General features: G+C 60.2%; 10 protein-coding genes. All 10 read right to left on the bottom strand.

All coding sequences use genetic code 11. The annotated features are described in order from the left end of the window. Positions 1–119 precede the first annotated feature (119 nt). Complete coding sequence (gene cobA, locus RHM56_RS19600) at positions 120–869, bottom strand: uroporphyrinogen-III C-methyltransferase (protein ID WP_322235133.1); 750 nt, start codon at positions 867–869, stop codon at positions 120–122. A 10-nt stretch (positions 870–879) separates the two neighbouring features. Further along, the gene (locus RHM56_RS19595; protein ID WP_322235131.1) at positions 880–3,597 is read right to left on the bottom strand and encodes a molybdopterin-dependent oxidoreductase; all 2,718 of its coding nucleotides are present in this window, start codon (positions 3,595–3,597) and stop codon (positions 880–882) included. Next, on the bottom strand, positions 3,597–3,914 hold the full coding sequence (nirD, locus tag RHM56_RS19590) for a nitrite reductase small subunit NirD (RefSeq protein WP_322235130.1): 318 nt from the start codon (positions 3,912–3,914) through the stop codon (positions 3,597–3,599). Before nirD ends, RHM56_RS19595 begins: the two co-directional genes overlap by 1 nt. After that, positions 3,911–6,364, bottom strand: coding sequence for a nitrite reductase large subunit NirB (gene nirB / locus RHM56_RS19585; protein WP_322235128.1), 2,454 nt, complete (start codon positions 6,362–6,364; stop codon positions 3,911–3,913). Before nirB ends, nirD begins: the two co-directional genes overlap by 4 nt. Positions 6,365–6,711: 347 nt before the next feature. Next, positions 6,712–8,382 (bottom strand): bifunctional protein-serine/threonine kinase/phosphatase, encoded by a 1,671-nt coding sequence (locus RHM56_RS19580; protein ID WP_322235125.1) that lies wholly within the window; start codon positions 8,380–8,382, stop codon positions 6,712–6,714. Positions 8,383–8,389: 7 nt separating this feature from the next. Further along, positions 8,390–9,601 (bottom strand): nitrate/nitrite transporter, encoded by a 1,212-nt coding sequence (locus RHM56_RS19575; RefSeq protein ID WP_322235123.1) that lies wholly within the window; start codon positions 9,599–9,601, stop codon positions 8,390–8,392. A 299-nt stretch (positions 9,602–9,900) separates the two neighbouring features. Further along, positions 9,901–10,476: an ANTAR domain-containing response regulator gene (locus RHM56_RS19570; RefSeq protein ID WP_322235119.1), complete on the bottom strand. Its 576-nt coding sequence runs from the start codon at positions 10,474–10,476 to the stop codon at positions 9,901–9,903. 14 nt (positions 10,477–10,490) lie between these two features. Continuing rightward, positions 10,491–11,702 carry a CmpA/NrtA family ABC transporter substrate-binding protein gene (locus tag RHM56_RS19565; RefSeq protein WP_322235116.1) on the bottom strand — a complete coding sequence of 404 codons (1,212 nt, stop codon included), beginning with the start codon at positions 11,700–11,702 and terminating at the stop codon, positions 10,491–10,493. Positions 11,703–11,768: 66 nt separating this feature from the next. Then, positions 11,769–13,169, bottom strand: a complete 1,401-nt coding sequence (locus RHM56_RS19560; protein WP_322235113.1) for a metallophosphoesterase family protein — start codon at positions 13,167–13,169, stop codon at positions 11,769–11,771. 259 nt (positions 13,170–13,428) lie between these two features. Then, on the bottom strand, positions 13,429–13,830 hold the full coding sequence (locus RHM56_RS19555; RefSeq protein WP_322235110.1) for a biopolymer transporter ExbD: 402 nt from the start codon (positions 13,828–13,830) through the stop codon (positions 13,429–13,431). Position 13,831: the final 1 nt, after the last annotated feature.

Raw genomic sequence — 13,831 nt, 5'->3', positions numbered from 1 at the left:
CAACCCGCAACCCGCAATCCGCAATCCGCAGGCAGCGATAGGGACCGCAGCTGCTTCAATGAAACGGGTTGCTCCGCAACCCTTCGCAGCCTTCGGCAGCGACTACGGTTGATTGGGTGCTACGCGTTGATTAAGCCGCGCTCCCACAGGGTTTGTGCCTTGCGGGCCTGCGCCACGTGACCGATGACCAGAATCGCCGGGCTTTTCAGTTGGAAGGCTTCGGCGTCTTGTTCCATTGCGCTCAGGTCACTGCGGCATTCGCGCTGTTGGGGCAGGGATGCGTTTTCGATCATCGCCACCGGCATGTCAGCTGCCATGCCTCCCGCCAGTAACTGGTTGCGGATCTCACTCAGTTTTGCCACGCCCATGTACACCACCAGCGTGGTGCCGCTTTGCGCCAGCGCCTGCCAGTTCAGCGGGCTGTCATCCTGTGTGTGCGCTGTCACCAGTGTCACGCCTCGGGCCACGCCGCGCAGCGTCAGCGATATGTCGCATTGCGTCGCACCTGCCAGTCCGGCAGTGATGCCGTTGACCAACTCCACTTCAACGGCGTGTTCGCGCAACCACTGTGCCTCTTCGCCACCCCGTCCGAAAATGCACGGGTCACCGCCTTTGAGTCGCACCACGCATTTGCCTTGCCGGGCGTAGCGCAGCATCAGGCGCTGTATGAATGCTTGCGGTGTTGAGCGGCAACCTCCTCGTTTGCCCACCGCCACCACTCGCACGCCGGGGCAATGCTCCAGCACGGCCGTATTGACCAAATCGTCAATCAGCACCACATCGGCTTCGCGCAGGGCACGCACGGCCTTAAGCGTCAGTAGCTCCGGATCACCCGGCCCCGCACCCACCAACCAGACTTTTGCACTCATGATGTATTCCTTACGCGATGACGGTGATGGGCTGCGTTTTGGCAACCAATAAGCGCTTGATTTCCGGGACACACGAGCCGCATTGCGTCCCGCAACCCAATGTTTTTTTCAATGCTGGCAAGTCCAGTCCCTGAGCGATGGCGTCACAGATGGCGCCTTGGCTGACGTTTTTGCAGTTACACACAATCTTGTTGCCGCCCGCTGGTGAGCCAGCGTTACCCGGCGGTGCACTCAGCGGGGCCAGTAGCCAGCGCCGTAGCTGTTCGTCGGCGCGGCCTTCCAGCCACAGGTTTTGCAACCAGTGTTGGGCCAGGGTTTCACCCGCCAGCCGAATGGCTGTAATGCGTCCGTGCTCAATGCGTACCCGTTTGCCAATGGCGCGTCGCGGGTCGTCGTAGGCCAATACCGGGCCGTCGTTGAGCCCCAGGCATTGATCGATGTCGCGCAGCAGTTGTGCATCAGGCGCCTTGGCGCTGGCGGCGCGGATCAGCAGCGCGGGGCGTTCACGTCCGGTCAGGCTGAGGCTCACGTAAGAAAAACTCTCGCACAGCGGTCGCAGCGTCTGGAAATGTGATTGAACATCGCCTTCGATCAGCGCGAATAAATGCCACGGCAAGTGCACGGGCTCCAGCCGCACGGCGCTGTGTTTGAGTTCCGGTTGTTTAGACAGCGGGTCGAAGGCGGGCAAGGTCAGGCTATTAACCCCACCCTTGAGAAAGCGGTCGCCCCAATGCATCGGCAAAAACGCTTGACCGGGGCGCACGCTATCGTCGCTGCTGACCGGCAAAACCAGCGCCCCGCGCCGACTTTTAAGGCTGATCAGGTCACCGGGTTGCAGGCGATGGCGGCGCAGTTCGTCCGGGTGCAGGCTCAGCACCGCTTCGCTGACATGACCGAACAGTTGCGCAGCGGTGCCGGTGCGGCTCATGCCGTGCCATTGGTCGCGCAGACGGCCAGTGATCAGCGTCAGCGGGAAGCGGGCGTCGCGTTGCTCCTTGGCGGCGCGATAGGGTTCGTCAATAAACTGGGCGCGGCCGTTGGGCGTCGCAAAGATACCATCCCCGTACAGCCGGGCGGTGCCTTCAACCGCACCCTCGGGAAATGGCCATTGCTGCGGGCCGAGGCGATCAATCAGCGCGTGGCTGATGCCCGACAGATCAAGGTCGCGGCCACGGGTCAGGTGTTTGAATTCGTCGAAGAGCTGCGCCGGGTGATCAAAGGCGAACAGACTGTTGGCGTTAGGGCGCAGATACTTTTCCAGACGCTGTGCGAAATCGACGGTAATGGCCCAGTCCGCACGCGCTTCGCCCGGTGCGACGACTGCTTTGCGAACATGGGAAATGCGCCGCTCAGAATTGGTCACCGTGCCGTCCTTCTCGCCCCAACTGGCGGCAGGCAGCAGCAGGTCAGCGAAGGCTGCCGTTTCGGTGGTGTGAAAGGCTTCTTGTAGCACCACAAACGGGCACGCTTGCAGTGCCGCCCGCACGGCGACTTGATCGGGCAGGGATTGGGCCGGGTTGGTGCAGGCAATCCACAGGGCTTTGATCTTGCCGCTGCCCACGTGCTCAAACAACTCGATGGCGGTCAGGCCGATATTTGCCGGGAGTTGCTCAACCCCCCAATACGCAGCCACTTCGGCGCGATGTTCGGCATTGGCGGCGTCGCGATGGCCGGGCAGCAGGTTGGACAGGCTGCCAGTTTCGCGTCCGCCCATGGCATTTGGCTGACCTGTCAGTGAGAAAGGCCCTGCGCCAGGCCGACCAATTTGCCCGGTGGCCAAATGCAGGTTGATCAGCGCGCTGTTTTTGGCGCTGCCCGCCGTGGACTGGTTGAGCCCCATGCACCACAGCGACAGAAAACTCGGCGAGGTGCCGACCCACTGTGCACATAGCTCCAGTTGCTCGACGCTGATGCCACAGAGCTGCGACACCATCGACGGGGTGTAATCGCGCACTCGTTGTTTGAGCGCAGGCAGACCGTCGGTATGCGCGTTGATAAAGTCGCGGTCGACCCAGTCTTCCCACAGCAGCAGGTGCAAAATCCCGTGGAACAGGGCGACATCGGTGCCGGGAAGAATCGCTAGATGCAGATCGGCCAAATCGCAGGTGTCAGTACGACGTGGGTCGATGACGATCACCTTCATGGCTGGGCGTCGGGCTTTGGCCTCTTCAAGCCGACGAAACAGCACCGGATGGGCGTAGGCCATGTTACTGCCGACGATCATCACGCAGTCGCTCAGTTCGAGGTCTTCATAGTTGCACGGCGGTGCATCGGCCCCGAGGCTGCGCTTGTAGCCGACCACCGCTGATGACATGCACAGCCGCGAATTGCTGTCGATATTGTTGGTGCCAATCAGCGCCCGCGCGAGTTTGTTGAAGGCGTAGTAATCCTCGGTCAGTAGCTGCCCGGACACGTAAAACGCCACGCTGTCAGGGCCGTGCTCTGCGAGGGTGTTGGCAAACACGCTGGCGGCGTGATCGAGGGCGCTGTCCCAGTCGGTGCGACCACGGGCCAGCGCTTTGCCAAGGCGCAGTTGGGGGTACAGCGCACGTGCATTCAGGTCGCCGGTCAGGTGAAGGGTAGAACCCTTGCTACACAGTTTTCCGAAGTTGGCCGGGTGCGCCGGATCGCCGCGCACGCCAAAGATGCGTTCGCCGTCGTGCTCAATCAGCACGCCGCAGCCGACCCCGCAATAGCAGCAGGTCGAGGCGGTGATCTGGCGGTCCATCAGCCTGCGTCCCGCAGGGCCAACTGCACTCGGCCATTTTCGACCCGCGCCAGGTGGTGATGGGCGCAGCCAATGTCCGGGGCCTGAGCTTCGCCGCTTTGCAGGTCGATTTGCCAGTTGTGCAGCGGGCACGCCACGCGCTTGCCGTAGATCAACCCCTGAGACAGAGGGCCACCCTTGTGCGGGCAACGGTCATCAAGGGCGAAGACTTCGTCGTCGCTGGTGCGAAAAATCGCGATGTCGCCTTTTGGACCATTAATGATCCGCGAACCCAGGGCATTGATTTCGTCGAGTGAACAAATATCCAGCCAGTTCATACCAACACCTCCAGGTTCTTCAGCGCGATGACGTCGAATTCCTTTTTCAGCAGTGGCTGCTCCAGACGTTCTTTCCACGGATCTTGTTCAAACGACAAAGAAAACTGCAGGCGGTCATTGAGCGCTTTGCGCCGGTCCGGGTCTTCGAGCACGGCTTTTTTGATGTGCTCCATGCCAACCCGTTGCAGGTAATGCACGGTGCGTTCGAGGTAGAAGGCTTCTTCGCGGTAAAGCTGTAGGAAAGCGCCGTTGTACTCGCGTACTTCTTCGGCGGTTTTGAGTTTGACGAAGAATTCAGCGACCTCGGTTTTGATCCCACCATTACCCCCGATGTACATCTCCCAACCCGAGTCCACGCCGATGATGCCCACGTCCTTGATGCCCGCTTCGGAGCAGTTGCGCGGGCAGCCGGAGACGGCCAGTTTGACCTTGTGCGGCGACCACATATTGAACAAGTCATGTTCCAGCTCGATCCCCAGTTGCGTGGAGTTTTGGGTGCCAAAGCGGCAGAATTCGCTGCCGACGCACGTCTTCACAGTACGGATGGATTTGCCGTAGGCGTGGCCCGATGGCATGTCGAGGTCCTTCCAGACGCCCGGCAGGTCTTGCTTCTTGATCCCTAATAAGTCGATGCGCTGGCCGCCTGTGACCTTGACCATGGGCACGTTGTATTTGTCGGCCACGTCGGCAATGCGCCGCAGTTCGGAAGGGTTTGTCACCCCGCCCCACATGCGCGGCACCACTGAATAGGTGCCATCTTTCTGGATGTTGGCATGGGCGCGCTCGTTGATCAGGCGCGATTGCGGATCGTCGCGGGCCTCGCCCGGCCAGGTGGAAATCAGGTAATAGTTGAGCGCCGGTCGGCAGGTGGCGCAGCCGTTGGGCGTGCGCCAGTTCAAGTAGCTCTGGGTACTTGCGATGGTCAGTAAATGTTGATCGCGAATGGCTTGGCGAATGTGCCCATGGTTGAGGTCGCTGCACCCGCAGATGGCTTTTTCGCTCTTCGGTTTAACGTCGGCGGCACCGCCCACGGTGTTGATCAAAATCTGCTCGACCAGGCCTGCGCAAGAACCACAAGAGCTGGCGGCCTTGGTGTGCTTTTTGACCTCGTCGACGCTGAACAGCCCGTGTGCCTGAATCGCCTTGACGATCGTGCCTTTGCACACGCCATTGCAGCCGCAGACTTCGGCAGTGTCGGCCATGCTCATGGTTTTATCCTGACCTTGATGGCCGACGTCGCCGATAGCATTTTCGCCAAACATCAAGTGATCACGGATCTCACCGATGGCGTGATTCTCACGGATCTGACGGAAGTACCAACCACCGTCGGCGGTATCGCCGTACAAGCACGCGCCGACCAGCACATCGTCCTTGATGACCAGCTTTTTGTAGACCCCGCCAATAGGGTCCGACAGGGTGATGGTTTCGGTGCCTTCGCCGCCCATAAAGTCGCCCGCCGAAAACAGGTCGATGCCGGTGACCTTCAATTTGGTTGACGTCACCGAGCCTTGGTAGCGGGCAAAACCCAGCTGCGCGAGGTGATTGGCGCAGACCTTGGCTTGTTCAAAAAGTGGAGCGACCAGGCCGTAAGCAATACCGCGATGGCTGGCGCATTCGCCGATGGCATAAATACGCGGGTCATAGGTTTGCAGCGTGTCGTTGACCACAATTCCGCGGTTGCACGGGATACCACACTGCTCCGCCAGCTCGGTATTAGGACGAATGCCAGCGGCCATCACCACCAGATCGGCGGGGATAATGTCCCCGTTCTTGAATTCGACCGAGCCGACCCGGCCGTTGCCCGCATCGTGCAGGGCGTGAGTCTGTTCACGCAGGCGAAAATGCAGGCCGCGGGCTTCTAGGGCCGTTTGCAACAACTGGCCACTGATCGGGTCGAGCTGGCGGTCCAGCAGCCATTCACCGATGTGTATCACGGTCACATGCATGCCACGCAGCATCAGGCCGTTGGCGGCTTCCAGACCCAGCAACCCACCGCCGATCACCACGGCATGGGTGTGAGTTTTGGCGGTGTCGATCATGGCCTGCGTGTCGGCAATGTCGCGGTAGCCGATCACCCCGTTCAGGGTGTTGCCGGGGATGGGCAACATAAACGGTGTTGAGCCGGTGGCGATCAACAGCCGATCGTATTCGGCCTCAGTGCCGTCATCGGCGATAACCCGGCGTTTGGCTCGATCGATTTTCACCACTTTGCGGTTAAGCAGCAGCTTTATGTCGTTATCCAGATACCAGTCCAGATCGTTAAGCACGATCTCTTCAAACGTTTGCTCACCGGCCAGCACCGGCGACAGCAAAATCCGGTTGTAATTAGCGTGAGGTTCGGCGCCGAAGACCGTGATGTCGTACAGCTCATTGCTCAACTTAAGCAGTTCTTCCAGGGTCCGAACCCCGGCCATGCCGTTACCGATCATCACCAGTTTTAATTTTTTCATCAGGTTCTCCGCAAGCGTGGACCCGGCTCATCAGGGCATCGGGGCCTTGCTCGACAAATACTGCGCGCACAAAAAAAGGCGTCCCGCCAGTTACCTAGCGAGGACGCCTTTGTCCTTGTCCCGTTCTCTCGGGAAACCCTGTGTTCGTCGTTGAACACAAGGTTTTATGATTGATGGATTAACTAATGCAGTGGTTGTGCCAACTTGCCAGAGCCCGTGTTTATTGGGCTTGAATGGCAAGAGAGTGGTTTTATCTGCACCGAATCAACGCAGGCTGCGCGTTATTGGGGCGCTGCAGATCAAAACCCCGGCAGCGGCAACAGGTAAGGGGCTCATGCGAACAGGCTTCAGTGATGAAACATCAAAAACAACAGCACCAGATTAATCAATAACGACCCCAACGCCACCGCTTGCCAGACCTTCAGCGGCTCACGTTCCAGCAACGGCCTGGGGCGTACCCGCAGGCTCTGCCGCTCGCCCTGTTCCAGTTGCAGCAGCCATTGTTCTGCGGTTTCAAACCGTTGCGCTGGGTCAGCGGCAACACCGCGTTCCAGGCTCTGCACCAGCCATTGCGGGAGGTCGGGCCGGTAACGGCTGGCGCTGACGGGCACACCAAAACGCGGGCGCTGGAAGGCTTCGATTTCGCCGTAGGGGTAATGCCCGGTCAGCAATTGATACAACGTCACCGCCACCGCATACACATCCTGTTGCGCACAGGGCGCGGCGCCGAGAAAGGCTTCTGGGGCGAGGTAGCTGGGCGTGCCGGGCAAGGTCCCAGGCGGGTCTTCAGACAGGCCGGGGCAGTAAGCCAGGCCAAAGTCCAGTAGGCGTAATTCGCCATCGTCCCCCAGCAGCAGATTGTGCGGTTTGATGTCACGGTGAAAAATCTGCCGTCGGTGCAACAGGCCGACCGCCCGCAATAATCGCTCTGCCAGTTCCCGCCATTGTTCGAGCGGCAAGGGGCCCACTTGGTCGAAGAGCGTTTGCAGGGTTAAACCGGGGTATTCGCGCATTACGTAGTACAGGTGCTGGCGCTGACTGGCAGCATGCACCTGTACAAAATGACGGCCAGCCACTCGCTTGAGAAACCATTCTTCGGACAACAGTGCTTGCCCGGCCAGAGGATCGTCATGCAGGTGGAGCGGCAAGGTTTTCAGCAGCCAGGGTTGTTGTTGCTCATCACGCACGCGATACAGCAGCGATTGCTGACTGTGTGTGAGTTGGCATTCAACCTGCCAGCCTTCAAAGGACTGCCCCGGTTTGAGCGTCGGGGGCAACGGCCATTGCTGCAATTGAATCAAGGTATCGCCGATGTTGGTTTCGCCCAGCGCTTGGACCTGCACCAGCAGGGCGCTGGCGTTGTCTTGGCTGCCCGCCAGATGTGCGGCGTTGACCAGCGTGTGTGCGGCGTCTTGCAGTACCGGTTGATCACGCAGGATTGCGGCAATGGCGGTGTCGCTCAAGGTCGACCACACGCCATCACTGAGCAGCACAAATGTTTCGCCCAGATGCAGTTCGCCGTCGAGAAAGTCCACCACCAGATGTTGGTCCAGCCCCAGCGCGCGCTTGAGCACGTGCTGCATGCCGGGCTGCTCCCAGACGTGGTCTTCACTGATGCGCTGCAAGCGTTCGGCATGCCAGCGGTACACCCGGCAATCGCCCACGTGTGCAAGGGTGAAACGCTTGCCGCGCAGCACCAGCGCACTGAGCGTGGTCAGCAGCGGTTGCCCGCCACCATTGGCTTGTAACCAGCGGTTTTGCGCGAGCAGCAGGCGCTCCATGGCATGTGCCACGCTCCAGGTTTGGGGCGTGGCGTAGTAGTCCAGCGCCAGTGCCTGCAAGGTCGAGTGGGCGGCGAGAGCGCCGTCGGCACATTGGCTCACGCCGTCGGCAATGGCGAACAAGTAACCCTTGCTCGCCGCCAGTGCTGGCGCCGGAGTAACCCCGCGCAGCGCGTCTTGGTTTTCTGCGCGAGGGCCGGTGGCGCTGGCTTGGGCGAAGCTCAGTTGCAGGCTCATGGCGTGTTTACACGCGGGCTGCGGTGACAGCCGCCGAACCCCAGGTGGTTCTCCAGCGGCGTTTCACCCCGTGCAAGCCAAACCAGGCCAACACCCCCAGACTGGCGAACAACCACAAGGCCAACTGGTAGCTGCCGGTGCTTTGTTTAATGGCGCCCATGCCCGCGGCCAACGCAAAGCCGCCCATGCCACCCGCCATGCCGATCAGGCCGGTTATTACCCCGATTTCACGGCGAAAGCGCTGCGGCACCAGTTGAAACACTGCCCCGTTGCCAGCCCCAAGGCCAAGCATGGTGCACACAAATAACGCCAGTGCCGCGTAGGAATTGGGCAGGTTGAAGCCCACGGCGGCGATGCTGATGGTTGCCACGGCATACATTCCCAGCAAGGTGCGAATGCCGCCAAAACGGTCGGCCAATGCACCGCCCAGCGGGCGCATCAAGCTGCCGCCAAACACGCAGGCGGCGGTGTAGTAACCCGCTGTGACCGGGCTCAGGCCATATTGGTCGTTGAAGTAGCCGGGCAGGGCGCTCGCCAAGCCGATAAAGCCGCCGAAGGTCACGCTGTAGAAAAACATGAACCACCAACTGTCACGGTCTCCCAGCGCTTTGAAATAGTCGGCCATGGATTTGGCCTTGGGCCGTTCGGGGGCATTTTTAGCCAGCCAGACAAACACCATCAGGCACAGGATCAGCGGGATCAGGGCAAACCCGAACACGTTGCTCCAGCCGTAGGCGGCCGCCAGCACCGGGGCCAGCAGGGCGGCGAACACGGTGCCGGAGTTGCCCGCACCGGCGATGCCCATGGCTTTGCCTTGATGTTGCGGCGGGTACCATTGCGAGGCCAGTGGCAGAGCCACGGCGAACGAGGCACCCGCCATGCCCAGAAACAGCCCCAGCAACAGCGCTTGTTCGTAACTGTGAATGCCGTGTTTCCAGGCGACGAATAGCGCGCTGATGACAATGATCTGACCGATCACCCCAGCGATTTTCGGCGACAGGCGATCAGCCAGCAGGCCCATGGTAAAGCGCAGCACGGCGCCCGCCAGAATGGGTGTGGCGACCACCAGTCCGCGTTGCTGGGTGGTGAGGTGCAGGTCGGTGGCGATTTGCACCGCCAGTGGGCCGAGCAAGTACCAGACCATAAAACTCAGGTCGAAATACAAAAAGGCCGCGAACAGGGTCGGGGTATGGCCGGATTTCCAGAAGCTTGAATTCATCGCGCACCTCAACGGTTAAACGTTTAGAAGGAGTCATGAGCTTGCGATGGAGCGCCATAACGGCCGCACCACCGACCCCGTTCACTGGGGCCAAAACGAAAAAACGCCGCTGCCAGATCCGCGAAATGCGCATCAGGGAAGCGACGTCTTTGTCGTAGGTGGGGCAACCGCCGTTGGTTACCGGTAGTGATTACTAAGCTAAATGTGTGCCAACAGACGAAATACCAACCCTGTAGCCGCTGCCGAAGGCTGCGCAGCCCATCGCAGCCTTCGGCAGCGGCTACGGGTATCGGGGCGGCTCAGCTCAGCAGTTCGCTCATGGCGATGATCTGTTCGGCCACCTGAATCAGCTTCTGCTGGCGGCTCATGGCCTGACGCCGCATCAAGGTGTAGGCCTCTTCTTCGTTGCAGGCTTTCATCTTCATTAATAGGCCCTTGGCCAGCTCAATGCGCTTGCGCTCGGCCAGTTGCTGGTCGCGGGCGTGCAGTTGAGCGCGCAGGGCCTGATCGCTTTCAAAGCGGGCCATAGCCACGTCCAGAATCGGTTGCAGGCGTTGGGCTTGAATGCCCTCGACGATATAGGCACTGACCCCGGACTTAATCGCCTGACGCATCACGCCGGGGTCGTGTTCGTCGGTAAACATGACAATGGGCCGTGGCTGGTCGCGAGACACCAGCACCACTTGCTCCATCACGTCGCGACTGGGCGACTCGGTATCGATCAGGATCACGTCCGGACGCACCGTTTCGACGCGTGCCGGCAGATCAATGGTCAGCCCGGACTCGTCGATCACCTCAAACCCGGCCTCAGTCAGTGCGGCTTTGAGCCGCCCGACTTTCTTCGCGGTGTCGTTGATCAGCAGGATGCGCAACATAGGTCAGGCTCCTGTCAGCGACGGGCGTGTAGAGGCGGCTGGGGGCTCAGGGCGTGCAGCGTAAAGCTGTGTGCATAGCCTGCCGGGTCCGAGCCATCCCAGACTTTGCCATCAATCAGTTGGCTGCTGCGCATATCCTGCTCTGGGGCGGCTATGCCCACGGCGCTGGCAGCGTCGCGGTACAGCGCCAGTTGCTGCACCTGACGGGCGACGCTGAGGTAATCCGGGTCTTCACGCAGCAAGCCCCAGCGGCGGAACTGGGTCATAAACCACATGCCATCGGACAGGTACGGCAGATTGACCTCGCCGTCGCCATGAAAGCGCAAGGCGTGGGGGTCGTGCCAGTGATTGCCCAGGCCGTCGCTGTATTCGCCGAGCAAGCGTGGCTCGATGCAGTCCAGGTCAGTATCCAAGTACGCGGGTGCGCTCAACAGGTGTGCGGTGCTGCGCCGGTTTTCGGTGCTCTGCTCAATAAAACGGCTGGCTTCGAGCACTGCCATCACCAGCGCACGGGCGGTGTTGGGGTACTGCTCGACGAACTCGCGGGTGCATCCCAAGACTTTTTCCGGGTGGTCGGGCCACAGGCTTTGGGTGGTGGTCAGCGTGAAGCCCATGTTTTGTTTAACAGCGCTGGCGGCCCATGGCTCGCCGACGCAAAAGCCGTCAATGCGCCCCGCCTGCAAGTGGGTGATCATTTGTTGTGGCGGCACGACGACGCTGTCGACATCTTGCAGCGGGTGAATGCCTTGGCTGGCGAGCCAGTAATACAGCCACATGGCGTGGGTGCCGGTGGGAAACGTCTGAGCGAAAGTCAGTTTTGAATGACGTTGGTGCGCGTGCTGTTGCAGCGCCTCAGAATGGGTCACGCCCAGCGCCTGCAACCCGTGGGAGAGGTTGAGGCTTTGGCCGTTTTGGTTCAGGCCCATCAACACGGCCATGTCGGTGGCCGCAATGCCGCCAATGCCCAAGTGCACGGCGTAGATCAAACCGTACAGGCTGTGGGCGGCGTCGAGTTGGCCACTGACCAGATTGTCCCGCAGGCTGGCCCAGGACGACTGGCGCTTGAGGTTAAGCGTCAGGCCAAAGGGTTGCGCGAAGCCTTGTGTGGCGGCGACCACCACTGAAGCGCAGTCGCTGAGTGCCATAAAACCGAGGTTGATTTCGGTCTTTTCCGGGGCGTCGCTGCCGTTAACCCAGGCCAAGGGACCTGCGGATGGTTCGTTCATGGGGCATGCACCTTCGCGTTAACGTACTGAAAAGGTGCAAGGCATATGCCATGAGCAGGTTGAGGCTTACTTATCCCGCGACTTGCACGGGTAACCATCCGGGCCGACGGTACCGATACAGGCGCGTTCGGCTGGCAAGGCGTCCACGGGCTCGCTCAGGTGGTTGCGATTGTCGGCATCGCGCTCCAGGTCAAAGGCGTCATACAGCTTGCCCGCAGCGGTATAGCTGCGCACTTTGAGGCTTGAGTCCTGGACATCGATGGTTTGATACAACTGGGTTTCTTCGGCGCTGCGATCCGGTTGCACTTGGGCGCGGTCATTGAGGCCATACATCTTCGAACCCGCCACCGACACCATGTACACCGGCCCCTGAACCTGACCGGCAGCACGCGCCAGGCTTGCGGCTTCACGCCCGGCTTCGTGGGTCACGCGGCTGTAGCAATGGTCATGGCCCTGCAACACCAGATCGACCGAGTAACGTTCAAACAGCGGCTTCCAGGCGGCCTTCAACGGCTCGGTGTCTTCGGGGCGGGCGCAGGTGAACACCGGTTGGTGATTGACCACAATGTTCCAGCGCGCCGGGCTGTTTTTCAGGCTCTTCTCAAGCCATTCGGTTTGCTTGGCCAACGTGCCCATGTCGAGGGCCGCAGTGCCATCGAGCACGATAAAACGCACCCCCTGATAATCGACAAAATAAGTCGTGTTCTTCAAACCCGCCACGCCGTTGTCCGGCAACGCAAACTGACGGCTCCAGTGCGGGCTCAAGGTACGGCTTTCACTGCCGTCAGGGTTAGTGCTGTCCAGGTATTCGTGATTCCCGACGGCGACTACTTGGGGAAGCATCGCGTAGTTGTAGCCGCCAGCCTGATTCCATTCGCCCCATTGATCGTCGTGCACCAGGTCATCGCGTTGCGAGACCAAGTCCCCGGCATGCACGACCAACGCCGGGTTGGCGACACTGTGCAGCGCCTGACGAATACTGCGCGAGGCCAGCGACAAGATGTCGTTCTGCATATCGCCCATGTAGATAAAGTTAAACGGTTTGAACGCTTCGGTCGGGGTATGGAACTGCAACCATTCGCTCCAGCCCTCGGCCCCTTTGACGCGGTACACGTAGGCGGTGTCGGGCTGTAAATCATGCAGGCGCACTTGATGGTAAAGGGCGGCACCGTTTTCGGTGTCCAGGCTCACCTGTTTGCCTTCAAGCACATGAGCGGCCTTGTCCAGTTGTGGGCCGTCGAGCGCCACCGCCAACTGCAATTGAGAGGCTTGCTGGTGGGCGTCGGTGCGAAAGGTCACGGCCATTTCCCGAGCGGGATTGGCGCCGGGGGTCAGCACAATACGGTCTGCCAGGCCGCTGGCGGCATAAGGTGTGCCGGGTGAATGCGGCAAAGGTGAAGCGGATTGAGCCGACGCGCAGTTGATCACTGAACACAGCGCGAGAGCCAATAACGTTGGGCGAATCATGGAGCCTCCTTGAGTGGCGAAATGCGCCCAAGGAAACAAATCCCCGTGACATCGGGATGACAGCAGGGGGTCGATTCAGCTCGGTTTTAACCGGTTTTTGAGGTATCTAAAGACGAGGCTGACTAAACGTTGAGGGCTTGGGGGGTCGTTTAAGATCAGGCTTCAGGCCCGTGCTGATCTGTAGGAGCGAGCTTGCCTCGCGATCTTTTGATCTTTAAAAGATCGCGAGGCAAGCTCGCTCCTACAGGGTGTACAGCACCTACTTCGCCGTAATCACTGCCAGCTTGGTGATGCCCGCCCGTTCAATCGAAGCCATGAGTTTGGCGACTTCGCCGTAGCTCACGCTGTTGTCCGCCTGCAATTGCACGCGCACGTCCGGGTTTTTGGCTTTGACCGCTTGCAGGTTGAACTCCAGCAGGTCGGCCTGGATTTCGTCCTTGTTGATAAACACGCTGCCTTTGTCATCGATGCTCACCACCACCGGATCTTTTTGCTCCACCGGGGCTACTGCCTCGGTTTTTGGCAGGTTGATCGGGATGGCATTGGTCAGCAGCGGGGCGGTGACGATAAACACCACCAGCAGCACCAGCATCACGTCTACCAGTGGCGTGACGTTGATTTCACTCAGCACTTCATCGTTGTCTTGGGTTGAAAAAGCCATC

Origin of the sequence: Pseudomonas sp. CCC3.1, assembly GCF_034347405.1 — a bacterium.
In the GTDB taxonomy this organism is placed as follows: Bacteria; Pseudomonadota; Gammaproteobacteria; order Pseudomonadales; family Pseudomonadaceae; genus Aquipseudomonas.
This window is presented reverse-complemented; position numbering and strand designations above follow the sequence as displayed.

Bases quoted from the DNA above. Each gene is read 5' to 3' on its own strand.
- RHM56_RS19555 (WP_322235110.1), bottom strand. From the start codon at position 13,830: ATGGCTTTTTCAACCCAAGACAACGATGAAGTGCTGAGTGAAATCAAC.
- RHM56_RS19575 (WP_322235123.1), bottom strand. From the start codon at position 9,601: ATGAATTCAAGCTTCTGGAAATCCGGCCATACCCCGACCCTGTTCGCG.
- nirD (WP_322235130.1), bottom strand. From the start codon at position 3,914: ATGAACTGGCTGGATATTTGTTCACTCGACGAAATCAATGCCCTGGGT.
- RHM56_RS19595 (WP_322235131.1), bottom strand. From the start codon at position 3,597: ATGGACCGCCAGATCACCGCCTCGACCTGCTGCTATTGCGGGGTCGGC.
- nirB (WP_322235128.1), bottom strand. From the start codon at position 6,364: ATGAAAAAATTAAAACTGGTGATGATCGGTAACGGCATGGCCGGGGTT.
- RHM56_RS19560 (WP_322235113.1), bottom strand. From the start codon at position 13,169: ATGATTCGCCCAACGTTATTGGCTCTCGCGCTGTGTTCAGTGATCAAC.
- cobA (WP_322235133.1), bottom strand. From the start codon at position 869: ATGAGTGCAAAAGTCTGGTTGGTGGGTGCGGGGCCGGGTGATCCGGAG.
- RHM56_RS19565 (WP_322235116.1), bottom strand. From the start codon at position 11,702: ATGAACGAACCATCCGCAGGTCCCTTGGCCTGGGTTAACGGCAGCGAC.
- RHM56_RS19580 (WP_322235125.1), bottom strand. From the start codon at position 8,382: ATGAGCCTGCAACTGAGCTTCGCCCAAGCCAGCGCCACCGGCCCTCGC.
- RHM56_RS19570 (WP_322235119.1), bottom strand. From the start codon at position 10,476: ATGTTGCGCATCCTGCTGATCAACGACACCGCGAAGAAAGTCGGGCGG.